Source organism: Salmonella sp. SJTUF14076 (assembly GCF_015534835.1).
In the GTDB taxonomy this organism is placed as follows: Bacteria; Pseudomonadota; Gammaproteobacteria; order Enterobacterales; family Enterobacteriaceae; genus Salmonella; species Salmonella enterica.
Genome location: NZ_CP064674.1, coordinates 4411285 through 4424974 on the forward strand (window position 1 = coordinate 4411285; position 13690 = coordinate 4424974).

The window sequence follows — 13690 nt, forward strand, 5'->3', positions numbered from 1 at the left end:
ACCAGTGACCTGTTTGAGCGAGAATTACTCGTCTTCCAGTTCGATGTTGATGCCCAGCGAGCGGATCTCTTTCAACAGAACGTTGAAGGATTCCGGCATACCCGGTTCCATCTGATGGTTGCCGTCCACGATGTTCTTATACATCTTGGTACGACCATTCACGTCATCAGACTTAACGGTGAGCATTTCCTGCAGGGTGTAGGCGGCGCCGTAAGCTTCCAGCGCCCACACTTCCATCTCCCCGAAGCGCTGACCACCGAACTGCGCCTTACCACCCAGCGGCTGCTGAGTAACCAGGCTGTAAGAACCGGTAGAACGCGCATGCATCTTGTCATCAACCAGGTGGTTCAGTTTCAGCATGTACATGTAACCGACGGTTACCGGACGTTCGAACTGTTCACCCGTACGGCCATCGAACAGGGTGATCTGACCGGAGGTCGGCAGGTCGCCCAGCTGCAGCAGCTCTTTGATTTCCGCTTCTTTCGCACCGTCAAACACTGGTGTGGCAATCGGCATACCTTTACGCAGGTTTTCTGCCAGACGCAGCACTTCATCATCGCTGAAGGTGCTCAGGTCGACTTTCTGACGAACGTCGGCGCCCAGATCGTAGGCACGCTGGATGAATTCGCGCAGTTTGGCGACTTCCTGCTGCTGTTTCAGCATGGCGTTAATCTTGTCGCCAATACCTTTCGCAGCCATACCCAGGTGGGTTTCCAGAATCTGGCCGATGTTCATACGAGACGGTACGCCCAGCGGGTTCAGTACGATGTCTACCGGCGTGCCGTTTTCATCGTAAGGCATGTCTTCGATCGGGTTGATCTTAGAGATAACACCCTTGTTACCGTGACGACCTGCCATCTTATCACCCGGCTGGATACGGCGTTTAACGGCCAGATAGACCTTCACGATCTTCAGCACGCCCGGCGCCAGATCGTCGCCCTGGGTGATTTTACGGCGCTTCGCTTCAAGTTTTTTCTCGAACTCGTGTTTCAGTTCGTCATACTGCTCAGCCAGCTGTTCCAGCTGATTTTGTTTCTCTTCGTCGGTCAGGCCCAGCTCCAGCCAGCGATCGCGCGGCAGTTTGTCGAGCTTCTCAGCTTCAACGCCACCGGCTACCAGCACCGCACGGATACGGCTGAACAGACCCGCTTCGAGGATCTGCAGTTCTTCAGACAGGTCTTTCTTCGCCTGTTTGAGCTGCATTTCTTCGATTTCCAGCGCACGTTTGTCTTTTTCTACGCCATCGCGAGTAAAGACCTGAACGTCGATAACCGTACCGGATACACCGTTTGGTACGCGCAGAGAAGAGTCTTTAACGTCAGACGCTTTCTCACCGAAGATCGCACGCAGCAGTTTTTCTTCTGGGGTCAGCTGAGTTTCACCTTTCGGCGTTACCTTACCAACCAGAATGTCGCCACCGGTCACTTCCGCACCAATGTAAACGATACCGGATTCATCCAGTTTGGAGAGCGCAGCTTCACCCACGTTCGGGATGTCAGCGGTGATCTCTTCCGGCCCCAGCTTGGTGTCACGGGACACACACGCCAGTTCCTGAATGTGGATGGTGGTGAAACGGTCTTCCTGAACAACACGCTCGGATACGAGGATGGAGTCTTCGAAGTTGTAACCATTCCACGGCATGAACGCTACGCGCATGTTTTGACCGAGCGCCAGTTCACCGAGGTCGGTGGATGGACCGTCTGCCAGCACGTCGCCACGTTCTACCGGTTCACCCAGAGACACACACGGCATCTGGTTGATACAGGTGTTCTGGTTAGAACGGGTGTATTTGGTCAGGTTGTAGATGTCGATACCTGCTTCACCCGGATACATCTCGTCTTCGTTAACTTTGATAACGATACGGGAAGCATCCACGTACTGAACGACACCACCACGTTTAGCAACCGCAGTTACACCGGAGTCAACGGCAACAGCACGTTCCATACCCGTACCCACCAGCGGCTTATCAGCACGCAGAGTCGGAACGGCCTGACGTTGCATGTTCGCACCCATCAATGCACGGTTGGCGTCATCGTGTTCAAGGAACGGGATCAGGGACGCACCGACGGATACCACCTGCTGGGTGGATACGTCCATGTAGTCAACTTGGTCGCGGCTGAACAAGCTGGATTCGCCTTTGCTACGGCAAGTTACCAGGTCTTCTACGAAGTGGCCTTCTTCATCCAGGTTGGAGTTCGCCTGGGCGATAACGTAGTTGCCTTCTTCGATAGCAGACAGGTAGTGAATTTCGTCGGTTACAACACCGTCGGTCACTTTACGATACGGAGTCTCAAGGAAGCCGTATTCGTTCGTCTGTGCGTACACAGACAGGGAGTTGATCAGACCGATGTTCGGACCTTCAGGAGTTTCGATTGGACATACGCGACCGTAGTGAGTCGGGTGTACGTCTCGAACTTCGAAGCCTGCACGTTCACGGGTCAGACCGCCTGGGCCGAGTGCGGAGATACGACGTTTGTGCGTAATCTCAGACAGCGGGTTGTTCTGGTCCATAAACTGAGACAACTGGCTGGAACCGAAGAACTCTTTCACTGCTGCGGAAATCGGCTTGGCGTTGATCATATCCTGAGGCATCAGGGTATCCAGATCGCCCAGAGACAGACGCTCTTTCACCGCACGCTCTACACGTACCAGGCCAACGCGGAACTGGTTTTCCGCCATTTCGCCGACGGAACGGATACGACGGTTGCCGAGGTGGTCGATATCATCCACTTCGCCTTTACCGTTACGGATATCGATGAGCTTCTTCATGACATCAATGATGTCGTCTTTGCTCAGGATACCGGAACCTTCGATTTCGTCGCGCAACAGAGAACGGTTGAACTTCATACGACCCACCGCAGACAGGTCATAGCGGTCTTCGGAGAAGAACAGGTTCTCAAACAGGCTTTCAGCCGCTTCGCGTGTCGGCGGCTCACCAGGGCGCATCATGCGGTAGATTTCTACCAGCGCGCTCAGACGATCGTTAGTTGGGTCGACGCGTACCGTTTCAGAAATGTACGGGCCGTGGTCCAGATCGTTGGTAAACAGCGTTTCGATACGCTTGTGGCCGGACTGGCTCAGCTTAGCCAGCAGATCCAGGCTCAGCTCCATGTTCGCCGCGCAGATCAGCTCGCCAGTAGATTCGTCAACGTAGTCTTTAGAGACGACTTTACCTGCGATGTACTCAACCGGAACTTCGATATGCTTGATATCGTCTTTTTCCAGCTGACGGATGTGACGCGCGGTAATGCGACGGCCTTTTTCAACGTACACTTTGCCGTTAGCTTCGATATCGAACGACGCGGTTTCGCCACGCAGACGTTCTGGAATCAGCTCCATCTGCAGTTTGTTGTCGCGAATTTCGAAGACGACTTTCTCAAAGAACAGGTCAAGGATCTGCTCAGTGGTGTAGTTCAGCGCACGCAGGATGATGGTCGCAGGCAGTTTACGGCGACGGTCGATACGTACGAACAGGTTGTCCTTCGGATCGAATTCGAAGTCCAGCCAGGAACCACGGTAAGGAATGATGCGCGCGTTATACAGCACTTTACCCGAAGAGTGGGTTTTACCTTTGTCGGAGTCAAAGAAGACGCCAGGGCTACGGTGCAGCTGAGAAACGATAACACGCTCAGTACCGTTGATAACAAAGGTACCGTTGTCGGTCATGAGCGGAATTTCGCCCATGTAGACTTCTTGTTCTTTAATGTCTTTTACGGTGCCTTCCGGCGCTTCGCGCTCATAGATCACCAGACGCAGTTTTACGCGCAGCGGTGCGGAATAGGTCACGCCACGGATCTGACACTCCTGAACGTCAAACACCGGTTCGCCAAGGCGGTAGCTGACGTACTGCAGCTCGGAATTACCGCTGTAGCTCTGAATCGGGAACACGGAACGGAAGGCTGCTTCCAGGCCGTACTGCCCTTCAGGATCTTGCTCGATAAACTTCTGAAACGAGTCAAGCTGGATAGAAAGGAGATAAGGTACATCCAGAACTTGTGGACGTTTACCAAAATCCTTACGAATACGTTTTTTCTCGGTATAGGAGTAAACCATAGGGTTCCTCAGCTCGCTGACAAGTCGACCCATCTGTCCTGCGGGGGACAGTTTGTGCAACACTATTTTGTTGACCGGAAAATGGATACTTTCCGCAATGCCTGTTGCTATCACGCTTAAACCATTTCATTGCGATTTACACAGAACGTACGCTCTGTCGCAGTATATTAAGTCGTCGATAGAAACAAGCATTGAAAGGCACAGCAGTAGTCAAACAGTGTGAAACGCTACTGGCGCCTTACAGCGCAAAAAGGCTGGTGACTAAAAAGTCACCAGCCATCAGCCTGATTTCTCAGGCTGCAACCGGAAGGGTTGGCTTATTTAACTTCAACTTCAGCGCCAGCTTCTTCCAGAGATTTTTTCAGTGCTTCAGCGTCATCTTTGCTCACGCCTTCTTTCAGAGCGGCCGGAGCAGATTCTACCAGGTCTTTAGCTTCTTTCAGACCCAGGCCAGTTGCGCCACGTACTGCTTTGATAACAGCAACTTTGTTAGCGCCAGCAGCTTTCAGAATTACGTCGAATTCAGTTTTTTCTTCAGCAGCTTCAGCCGGGCCAGCAGCTACAGCTACAGCAGCAGCAGCGGAAACACCGAATTTTTCTTCCATTGCAGAAATCAGTTCTACAACGTCCATTACGGACATAGCGGATACTGCTTCAATGATTTGATCTTTAGTGATAGACATTTAAATTGTTCCTGAATATCAGAATAAGTTTATACGTAAGCAAATGCTTGATAAAGACAACTGCGATTACGCAGCTTCTTTTGCATCGCGTACAGCAGCCAGTGTGCGAACCAGTTTGCCAGCCGAAGCTTCTTTCATGGTTGCCATCAGGCGTGCAATTGCTTCTTCGTAGGTCGGCAGAGTTGCCAGGCGGTCGATCTGAGACGCCGGGATCAGCTCACCTTCAAAGGCTGCAGCTTTGACCTCAAATTTTGCATTCGCTTTCGCGAACTCTTTGAACAGACGAGCAGCAGCGCCCGGGTGTTCCATAGAGTATGCAATCAGGGTCGGACCAACAAACGTGTCTTTCAGGCACTCGAACTGAGTACCTTCAACGACGCGGCGCAGCAGGGTGTTACGAACAACACGCATGTATACGCCAGCTTCACGACCTGCTTTACGCAGTTCAGTCATTTTATCTACAGTTACGCCACGGGAATCCGCAACTACTGCAGACAGCGCGCCTTTGGCTACTTCGCTGACTTCAGCAACAATCGCTTGTTTGTCTTGAAGATTTAAAGCCATTAGCTTTGCTCCTGGATGTTTGCCGGAACTCATGTTCCGGAACTCACTTCACTCATCTCAACGAGAAGAGCGTCTTAATACGGTGAGCAGAAACAAGCCAGAGTATCAAAAATAATCTTAGCGTTCTGTCACCGTCTACGCAGGGGATTAAGCCTCTTGCGAGACGCCTGCGGTCTTCGACGGAGGCCTGGATAGGCCAGGCTCCAACGAACAAATTCTTTCTATGACTTCGTCCTTTGAACCGCAGCTGTGTTAGCTGCGCTCGTTCACACCAGTCACATAGTTAACTATGCTCCTGGCGATTCACTCACTTGCTGCCTTGCTGCAATTCAAATGACTCGCATAGTGCTCTGTTATATTTCAACAGAATCGTGGGGGTAAGATTGTAGACAAAATCACCGCCCACGTAAAGACTAATCTTAGTTCGCAGATGCGCTCAGACCAGCCTGATCAACGGCAACGCCAGCACCCATGGTGGTGGAGATGCTAACTTTCTTGATGTACACGCCTTTCGCCTGGCTCGGTTTTGCTTTTTTCAGCGCAACCAGCAGAGCTTCCAGGTTTTCTTTCAGTTTGTCAGCGTCAAAGTCCACTTTACCGATGGTGGTGTGGATGATGCCGTTTTTGTCGTTACGGTAACGAACCTGACCTGCTTTAGCGTTCTTAACCGCTTCAGCAACGTTCGGAGTTACGGTACCGACTTTCGGGTTTGGCATCAGGCCGCGCGGACCCAGAACCTGGCCCAGCTGGCCAACTACGCGCATTGCATCCGGGGATGCGATAACAACGTCGAAGTTCATTTCGCCTTTCTTGATCTGGTCAGCCAGATCTTCCATACCTACCAGCTCAGCGCCAGCAGCTTTAGCTGCTTCAGCGTTCGGGCCCTGGGTAAATACGGCAACGCGAACAGAACGGCCAGTACCGTGCGGCAGTACAGTCGCGCCACGAACGTTCTGGTCAGATTTACGAGCGTCGATGCCGAGGTTAACGGCAACGTCAACGCTTTCGTTGAATTTAGCAGTGGCCAGCTCTTTCAGCAGGGCAATAGCTTCGTTGATGTCGTACTGTTTGGTCGCATCAACTTTTTCACGGATCACGCGCATACGCTTGGTCAGTTTAGCCATTTCTTAGTCCTCCACTACCAGGCCCATGGAACGTGCAGTACCTTCGATGGAGCGAGTCATCGCTTCAATGTCGGCACCAGTCATGTCGGCAGCTTTGGTCTGCGCGATTTCCTGCAGCTGAGCGCGGGAAATTTTACCTACTTTGTCTTTGTTCGGCTTGCCGGAACCAGACTTGATACCAGCCGCTTTTTTCAGCAGAACAGCTGCCGGAGGCGTTTTGGTAACGAAGGTGAAAGAACGGTCAGCGTAAACGGTAATAACAACCGGAATCGGCAGACCTTTTTCGATGGAATCCGTTTTTGCGTTGAACGCTTTGCAGAATTCCATGATGTTCACACCCTGCTGACCCAGTGCTGGACCAACCGGCGGACTCGGGTTCGCCATACCAGCTGCAACCTGCAGCTTGACGTAGGCTTGTACTTTCTTAGCCATTCTAAATTCCTCGAATTGGGTAGTATCGCTTCAAAGAAGCTCCCCGTGATAAATATCGCTTTATGGGCATAAGGCCCATAAAAACAAAAGGCGCGAAATTGTATGTCAATTTCGCGCCCTATGCAACGATTAGATCGCTGCTTTTTTGATCGCAGCCTTACGCTTTCTCAACCTGGCTGAAGTCCAGCTCTACCGGGGTCGCACGACCGAAGATAGAAACAGACACTTTCAGGCGAGACTTCTCATAATCGACTTCTTCGACAACGCCGTTAAAGTCTGCGAACGGACCGTCGTTAACACGAACCATTTCACCCGGTTCAAACAGAGTTTTCGGCCGCGGCTTATCGCCAACCTGCTGCAGGCGGTTCATGATCGCATCGACTTCTTTGTCGCTGATCGGCGCCGGACGGTCAGACGTACCGCCGATAAAGCCCATCACACGCGGCACGCTGCGCACCAGGTGCCAGCTTGCGTCGTTCATGACCATCTGGACCAGAACGTAACCCGGGAAGAATTTGCGTTCGCTTTTGCGACGCTGGCCGCCACGGATCTCAACGACTTCTTCAGTCGGCACCATGACTTCGCCAAACAGCTCTTCCATATTGTGTAATTTGATATGCTCGCGCAGCGATGTGGCTACGCGGCCTTCAAAACCGGAAAACGCCTGAACGACGTACCAGCGCTTTTTAGGTGCTTCAGACATCTCAGAACCTCAGGCCAGTGATAAAGGATACCAGGCGAACCAGAATACCATCCAGTCCCCACAGGATCAGTGACATAACTGCGGTAACCGCAGCGACGATCAGCGTGGTGTGCAGCGTTTCCTGGCGAGTCGGCCAAATGACCTTACGGACTTCGGTTCTCGCTTCACGGGCAAAAGCAACGGTTGCTTTACCTTTTGTCGTCAACAGCGCGACACCACCCGCTGCAGCAATCAGAATTACTACGGCCAGCGCACGCAGCGGCAGCATCATGTCGCGATAGAGGTAGTTGCCGACGATTGCGACGATCAGCAATATGGCAACAACTATCCACTTCATCGCTTCCAGGCCGCGCCCGCTCCCTTGAGCTTCGGTATTCGCACTCATAAACCAACCTGTCAGAAGTATTCTACAAACATTTTCACCCCGCAATCGCGAGGCAATCCAAATCGAAACGCTTATTCGCCTTTCGGATTATACGCCCTCTACAGAGCCTGTCTCAGCAATGATTATGACAAATAAAATCACTGATGAGCCAGGTTCTGGTGTGAAAGCGTGCAAAAAGGGCATCAAATGATGCCCTTTTATTGCGCATTGCGTCAAATGTTATCAGCGATTAGCCGAGAACTTTAGCAACAACGCCCGCGCCAACGGTACGGCCGCCTTCACGGATTGCGAAACGCAGACCGTCGTCCATCGCGATCGGGTGGATCAGGGTAACAACCATTTTGATGTTGTCGCCCGGCATTACCATCTCTACGCCTTCCGGCAGTTCGATGGTGCCAGTCACGTCAGTAGTACGGAAGTAGAACTGCGGACGGTAGCCTTTGAAGAACGGAGTATGACGGCCGCCTTCATCTTTGGACAGAATGTACACTTCAGATTCGAACTTGGTGTGCGGCTTGATGGTGCCTGGCTTAGCCAGTACCTGACCACGTTCGATTTCTTCACGTTTGATACCACGCAGCAGAACACCTACGTTCTCACCGGCACGGCCTTCGTCCAGCAGTTTGCGGAACATTTCAACGCCAGTACAGGTAGACTTCTGAGTCTCTTTGATACCAACGATTTCAACTTCTTCGCCCACTTTGATGATACCGCGCTCTACACGACCGGTAACAACGGTACCACGACCGGAGATGGAGAATACGTCTTCGATCGGCAGCAGGAACGGCTTGTCAATCGCACGCTCTGGTTCCGGGATGTAAGAATCCAGGAAGCCAGCCAGTTCGATGATTTTCGCTTCCCACTCTGCGTCGCCTTCCAGCGCTTTCAGAGCAGAACCACGAACGATCGGCGTGTCGTCGCCCGGGAAGTCGTACTGAGACAGAAGTTCACGAACTTCCATTTCAACCAGTTCCAGCAGCTCTTCGTCATCAACCATGTCGCATTTGTTCAGGAACACGATGATGTACGGAACGCCTACCTGACGACCCAGCAGGATGTGCTCACGGGTCTGCGGCATCGGGCCGTCAGTCGCAGCAACAACCAGGATCGCGCCGTCCATCTGAGCAGCACCGGTGATCATGTTTTTAACATAGTCGGCGTGCCCCGGGCAGTCTACGTGTGCGTAGTGGCGGGTCGGGGTATCGTATTCAACGTGAGAAGTGTTGATGGTGATACCACGCGCTTTTTCTTCCGGCGCATTATCGATCTGGTCGAATGCGCGGGCGGCACCGCCGTAGGTTTTAGCCAGTACGGTAGTAATGGCAGCGGTCAGCGTTGTTTTACCATGGTCAACGTGGCCGATAGTACCGACGTTAACGTGCGGTTTTGTACGTTCAAACTTTTCTTTAGACATCGATTGTCCCTCTAAGACACGGATAAATCGGTGATATCACCACATCAACCAGGCAACACGCCCGACTTGTTGAATGCTAATAAACAGAAGAGAAAAACAGGAAGGAGAAAAGAAGTGGTGCTGATAGGCAGATTCGAACTGCCGACCTCACCCTTACCAAGGGTGCGCTCTACCAACTGAGCTATATCAGCACATCTTGGAGCGGGCAGCGGGAATCGAACCCGCATCATCAGCTTGGAAGGCTGAGGTAATAGCCATTATACGATGCCCGCATCCTGGAACTCGGCTACCTGATTTTCATTCTGCACTGAATATCGAGAGAAACTCTCTTTATTCGAGCCGGTAAGCGAACTTATCGTCTCGGGCTGCGCCATCGCGCGGCCGAAAATGGTGGTGGGGGAAGGATTCGAACCTTCGAAGTCTGTGACGGCAGATTTACAGTCTGCTCCCTTTGGCCGCTCGGGAACCCCACCGGACTTGATGGTGCCGACTACCGGAATCGAACTGGTGACCTACTGATTACAAGTCAGTTGCTCTACCTACTGAGCTAAGTCGGCATCAAGTAGCGCGCATTCTATGGAGACCTGCGTGCTCATGCAACTAAAAAATTGCATAAAATGTTCTATCGCTCACATTTTGCGCTATAAGAGACAAAAATGCTCTAATTTCAAACAAGAGAGCATAAATTTTCGGCATTTTACCGACCGTCTGACCAAGATACGACGCGGCATTTCAACGTTCCGTCGATAGAAAGCAATCTTCTGTATCTGGTATATTCGTCACATTGCTTCTCAGGGATAGCTTTCACAGCGAGATTTTTTCTTATTATTCCTCCCCATCTGGTGTTACCCTCCTGCCCATTGTCCAAATTAACTTAAATGTGACGTGCCGTTGCATGTCAGGGATGGCCCTCGTTCATCGCTGAACTGATGTAGCAATAGCAGCCAGAAACATGCTTATGAGTATAAAAGAGCAATCGTTAATGACGCCTTACCTACAGTTTGATCGCAGCCAGTGGGCTGCGCTTCGCGATTCTGTGCCGATGACCCTGACCGAGGATGAGATCGCGCAGTTAAAAGGCATTAATGAAGATTTATCGCTGGAAGAAGTTGCAGAAATATATTTACCTCTCTCCCGTTTGCTAAATTTCTATATCAGTTCAAATCTGCGTCGTCAGGCTGTCCTGGAACAGTTTCTGGGCACTAACGGCCAGCGAATCCCTTATATCATCAGTATCGCGGGCAGCGTCGCAGTGGGTAAAAGCACGACAGCACGCGTTCTGCAAGCGTTGCTGAGTCGCTGGCCGGAACACCGCCGTGTTGAATTGATTACCACTGACGGCTTCCTCCACCCAAACCAGGTGTTGAAAGAACGCGGGTTAATGAAGAAAAAGGGGTTCCCCGAATCGTATGATATGCACCGACTGGTGAAATTCGTTTCTGACCTCAAGTCGGGCGTACCGAACGTGACGGCGCCAGTCTATTCTCATTTGATTTACGATGTTATTCCTGAAGGGGATAAAACTGTCGCTCAGCCTGATATATTGATTCTTGAAGGTTTGAATGTTTTACAAAGCGGTATGGATTATCCTCACGATCCGCACCATGTATTTGTCTCTGATTTCGTTGATTTCTCTATTTACGTTGATGCGCCAGAAGAACTTCTTCAGACATGGTATATCAATCGCTTCCTGAAATTCCGCGAAGGGGCGTTTACCGATCCTGACTCTTATTTCCACAATTATGCGAAATTATCTAAAGAAGAAGCTGTTAATACAGCGACTTCGCTTTGGAAAGAAATTAACTGGTTGAATTTAAAACAAAATATCTTACCTACACGAGAACGTGCCAGCCTTATTATGACCAAGAGCGCTAACCATGCGGTGGAACAGGTAAGATTGCGGAAATAACAGAAAAAAGGGGAGTACCGACTCCCCTTTTTTACTATTCGGCGCTTCGCAGCGATATTTCTCCGCCCATCCAGGGTTTAATCACACCATCCTGTTCAAGCAATAATGCGCCCTGAGTATCAATGCCGCGAGAAATACCAAATATTTCTTTGTCACCAATAATTAGTTTTACCGGGCGATCAATAAAATTATCCAGTTTTTTCCAGCGCGAAAGATAAGGAGAAAGACCTTCTTGCTCAAAAAGCTCAAGCGCAGCACGTAACTTATAAATCAGCTTTGCGGCTAGCATATTGCGGTCGAGCGTAATTCCGGCCTCTTGTAGTGTGATCCATCCCTGATTTATCACGTCCTCTTCTACGCGACGCATTGCCATGTTAATACCAGCGCCAATCACTATTTGTGCGGCATCGCCCGTTTTACCGGTTAACTCGACCAGAATACCCGCCAGTTTGCGATCCAGCAGGTAGAGGTCGTTAGGCCACTTCACACGAACTTTATCTGCGCCCAGTTCACGCAGCACTTCCGCCATCACAATTCCAATGACCAGACTCAAGCCTATTGCCGCCGCAGGCCCCTGCTCCAGACGCCAGTACATTGAAAGATATAGATTCGCACCAAACGGTGAGAACCATTTACGCCCGCGACGACCACGCCCCGCCTGTTGGTATTCTGCTACACAGGCATCGCCTGAACGCAGCTCGCCAATTCGATCAAGTAAATACTGATTGGTTGAATCGATAACGGGCAATACCGCCACGTTTCCGCTATCCAGTTGGCTATGTATACGGTCAGCATCCAGTAACTGGATGGGTTCCGGTAAGCTATATCCTTTCCCGGGAACGGTAAATACATCTACTCCCCAGTCGCGTAATGTCTGGATATGTTTATTAATAGCCGCACGGCTCATTCCCAGCCGTTCACCCAACTGCTCGCCTGAGTGAAACTCTCCGTCGGCAAGTAGTGAGATCAGCGTCAGGGGAACGGTAGTATCTTTCATGCAATGCTCTCCACAGCGTTCACCTCTCCGAACTGACCAATAAAGCGAACCTCAGGCTCCAGCCAGACATTAAATTTTTCACCCACTTTTTGCCGGACATGATGCGCCAGCGCCACCACATCTTTACTTGTCGCATCATTCGCATTAATCAATACCAGCGCCTGTTGGCGATGCACCGCAGCGCCGCCAATGGTGACGCCTTTCAACTGACATTGATCTATCAGCCAGCCTGCCGCCAGCTTCACTGAGCCGTCTGCCTGAGGGTAATGCGGCGCGTTGGGAAATCGTTCTAACAGTTCCATAGCGATATCGGCTGCGACAACGGGATTTTTAAAAAAGCTGCCCGCATTGCCATTCACTTTAGGATCCGGCAATTTTGTGGTGCGCATATGGCATACAGCATCAAACACCTGTTGCGCGGTGACCGTTTTCGGGTCCAGACGAGTAAGATCGCCATAGGTCAACACCGGCTGCCATTGCTTTGACAAACGCAGACCCACCGCGACGATCGCAACGCGATCCTGATATTCATTTTTGAAGATGCTGTCACGATAGCCGAAACGGCATTCCGCCGCGGACAAACGCAGACGTTTTCCCGCTTCCAGTTCAACGCAGTCAACATAGTCGCAGACGCGCTGTAGTTCTACGCCATACGCGCCAATATTCTGTATAGGCGAGGAACCAACGCAGCCAGGGATGAGCGCCAGATTCTCCAGGCCGGGCATGTTGTTGTCCAGCGCGTAGCGAACCAGCTGATGCCAGTTTTCGCCTGCGCCGACGTGTAGGTGCCAGGCGTCCGCGGTTTCATTCACCTCAATGCCTTTCAGGCGGTTAAGGATCACGGTGCCGGCGTAATTTTCCAGAAACAGAACATTGCTTCCTTCACCCAGGATCATAACCGGCAGTCCCTCACGAGTTGCTTGCTGCCAGGCGCTCAGTAGTTGTTGTTCGTTTTCAGCGCATACGATGTGCTTTGCACAATGATCAATGCCGAAGGTATTCCAGGATTTTAGGGAGTGGGTCATGGCTGCTTTCCTGATACTCAATCGGCAATAGTTTACCGTATCTGTGTTGGGAAGGCTTGTGGTTATATTGAGGGTGGATCGGCGCGTCCCTGTAGGCTGGATAAGGCGGAGCCGCCATCCGGCAGACTACAGATAAAACAAAAGGCCCTGTCTTCCGACAGGGCCCTTCGTTTTATTTGATGCCTGGCAGTTCCCTACTCTCGCATGGGGAGACCCCACACTACCATCGGCGCTACGGCGTTTCACTTCTGAGTTCGGCATGGGGTCAGGTGGGACCACCGCGCTAGTGCCGCCAGGCAAATTCTTTGTGCTCTGTCCTGTGTCTTTTACACTGATACCGCGTTGGCTGCTCTTGCGAGCGTCAGTCACATACTTCTGTATGCTCTTTCCGTCGCTGCGTT

General features: G+C 51.4%; 12 protein-coding genes, 4 tRNA genes and 1 rRNA gene. 2 read left to right on the top strand and 15 right to left on the bottom strand.

The genetic code is table 11. The features are described from left to right. Window positions 1–24: 24 nt before the first annotated feature. The 12 genes from rpoB to HU143_RS21225 form a co-directional block, all read right to left on the bottom strand. Window positions 25–4053 carry a DNA-directed RNA polymerase subunit beta gene (gene rpoB, locus HU143_RS21170; protein ID WP_023226537.1) on the bottom strand — a complete coding sequence of 1343 codons (4029 nt, stop codon included), beginning with the start codon at window positions 4051–4053 and terminating at the stop codon, window positions 25–27. Window positions 4054–4370: 317 nt separating this feature from the next. After that, on the bottom strand, window positions 4371–4736 hold the full coding sequence (gene rplL, locus HU143_RS21175; RefSeq protein WP_000028882.1) for a 50S ribosomal protein L7/L12: 366 nt from the start codon (window positions 4734–4736) through the stop codon (window positions 4371–4373). Window positions 4737–4802: 66 nt separating this feature from the next. Next, a complete protein-coding gene (gene rplJ / locus HU143_RS21180; RefSeq protein ID WP_001207203.1) occupies window positions 4803–5300 on the bottom strand; it encodes a 50S ribosomal protein L10 in 498 nt (165 codons plus the stop codon). Window positions 5301–5719: 419 nt separating this feature from the next. Further along, window positions 5720–6424, bottom strand: a complete 705-nt coding sequence (gene rplA / locus HU143_RS21185) for a 50S ribosomal protein L1 (protein WP_001096676.1) — start codon at window positions 6422–6424, stop codon at window positions 5720–5722. Between the two features lie 3 nt (window positions 6425–6427). Further along, a complete protein-coding gene (gene rplK, locus HU143_RS21190; protein WP_001085926.1) occupies window positions 6428–6856 on the bottom strand; it encodes a 50S ribosomal protein L11 in 429 nt (142 codons plus the stop codon). 157 nt (window positions 6857–7013) lie between these two features. Then, the gene (nusG, locus tag HU143_RS21195; protein ID WP_001287521.1) at window positions 7014–7559 is read right to left on the bottom strand and encodes a transcription termination/antitermination protein NusG; all 546 of its coding nucleotides are present in this window, start codon (window positions 7557–7559) and stop codon (window positions 7014–7016) included. 1 nt (window position 7560) lies between these two features. After that, window positions 7561–7944 (bottom strand): preprotein translocase subunit SecE, encoded by a 384-nt coding sequence (gene secE / locus HU143_RS21200; RefSeq protein ID WP_001275691.1) that lies wholly within the window; start codon window positions 7942–7944, stop codon window positions 7561–7563. Between the two features lie 229 nt (window positions 7945–8173). Then, window positions 8174–9358 carry an elongation factor Tu gene (tuf, locus tag HU143_RS21205; protein WP_000031748.1) on the bottom strand — a complete coding sequence of 395 codons (1185 nt, stop codon included), beginning with the start codon at window positions 9356–9358 and terminating at the stop codon, window positions 8174–8176. Between the two features lie 115 nt (window positions 9359–9473). Then, window positions 9474–9549, bottom strand: a tRNA-Thr gene (locus HU143_RS21210). A gap of 6 nt (window positions 9550–9555) precedes the next feature. Continuing rightward, window positions 9556–9630 (bottom strand) — tRNA-Gly (locus HU143_RS21215). A gap of 116 nt (window positions 9631–9746) precedes the next feature. Further along, window positions 9747–9831 (bottom strand) — tRNA-Tyr (locus HU143_RS21220). 8 nt (window positions 9832–9839) lie between these two features. Beyond that, window positions 9840–9915, bottom strand: a tRNA-Thr gene (locus tag HU143_RS21225). A 19-nt stretch (window positions 9916–9934) separates the two neighbouring features. On the opposite strand from HU143_RS21225, the gene HU143_RS21230 reads away from it, so the two are divergent. Together HU143_RS21230 and coaA are read left to right on the top strand one after the other, a co-directional pair. Beyond that, a complete protein-coding gene (locus tag HU143_RS21230) occupies window positions 9935–10108 on the top strand; it encodes a hypothetical protein (protein ID WP_051129267.1) in 174 nt (57 codons plus the stop codon). A 208-nt stretch (window positions 10109–10316) separates the two neighbouring features. Then, entirely contained in the window at window positions 10317–11267 is a 951-nt protein-coding gene (coaA, locus tag HU143_RS21235; protein WP_000023069.1) for a type I pantothenate kinase, read from the top strand. A gap of 34 nt (window positions 11268–11301) precedes the next feature. Here the strand turns inward: coaA and birA are convergent, their stop codons facing one another. The 3 genes from birA to rrf all read right to left on the bottom strand — a co-directional run bounded on the left by birA (window position 11302) and on the right by rrf (window position 13586). Beyond that, entirely contained in the window at window positions 11302–12264 is a 963-nt protein-coding gene (birA, locus tag HU143_RS21240; protein WP_000655746.1) for a bifunctional biotin--[acetyl-CoA-carboxylase] ligase/biotin operon repressor BirA, read from the bottom strand. Continuing rightward, on the bottom strand, window positions 12261–13289 hold the full coding sequence (gene murB / locus HU143_RS21245; RefSeq protein WP_051129266.1) for a UDP-N-acetylmuramate dehydrogenase: 1029 nt from the start codon (window positions 13287–13289) through the stop codon (window positions 12261–12263). The genes birA and murB overlap by 4 nt, the downstream gene beginning before the upstream one ends. A gap of 181 nt (window positions 13290–13470) precedes the next feature. Next, window positions 13471–13586: ribosomal RNA gene (rrf, locus tag HU143_RS21250) — 5S ribosomal RNA — on the bottom strand. Window positions 13587–13690 lie beyond the last annotated feature (104 nt).

Excerpts from the sequence above, each read along its gene's own strand:
- rpoB (WP_023226537.1), bottom strand. The coding sequence starts at position 4,053 with ATGGTTTACTCCTATACCGAGAAAAAACGTATTCGTAAGGATTTTGGT.
- rplL (WP_000028882.1), bottom strand. The coding sequence starts at position 4,736 with ATGTCTATCACTAAAGATCAAATCATTGAAGCAGTATCCGCTATGTCC.
- rplJ (WP_001207203.1), bottom strand. The coding sequence starts at position 5,300 with ATGGCTTTAAATCTTCAAGACAAACAAGCGATTGTTGCTGAAGTCAGC.
- rplA (WP_001096676.1), bottom strand. The coding sequence starts at position 6,424 with ATGGCTAAACTGACCAAGCGTATGCGCGTGATCCGTGAAAAAGTTGAT.
- rplK (WP_001085926.1), bottom strand. The coding sequence starts at position 6,856 with ATGGCTAAGAAAGTACAAGCCTACGTCAAGCTGCAGGTTGCAGCTGGT.
- nusG (WP_001287521.1), bottom strand. The coding sequence starts at position 7,559 with ATGTCTGAAGCACCTAAAAAGCGCTGGTACGTCGTTCAGGCGTTTTCC.
- secE (WP_001275691.1), bottom strand. The coding sequence starts at position 7,944 with ATGAGTGCGAATACCGAAGCTCAAGGGAGCGGGCGCGGCCTGGAAGCG.
- tuf (WP_000031748.1), bottom strand. The coding sequence starts at position 9,358 with ATGTCTAAAGAAAAGTTTGAACGTACAAAACCGCACGTTAACGTCGGT.
- HU143_RS21230 (WP_051129267.1), top strand. The coding sequence starts at position 9,935 with ATGGAGACCTGCGTGCTCATGCAACTAAAAAATTGCATAAAATGTTCT.
- coaA (WP_000023069.1), top strand. The coding sequence starts at position 10,317 with ATGAGTATAAAAGAGCAATCGTTAATGACGCCTTACCTACAGTTTGAT.
- birA (WP_000655746.1), bottom strand. The coding sequence starts at position 12,264 with ATGAAAGATACTACCGTTCCCCTGACGCTGATCTCACTACTTGCCGAC.
- murB (WP_051129266.1), bottom strand. The coding sequence starts at position 13,289 with ATGACCCACTCCCTAAAATCCTGGAATACCTTCGGCATTGATCATTGT.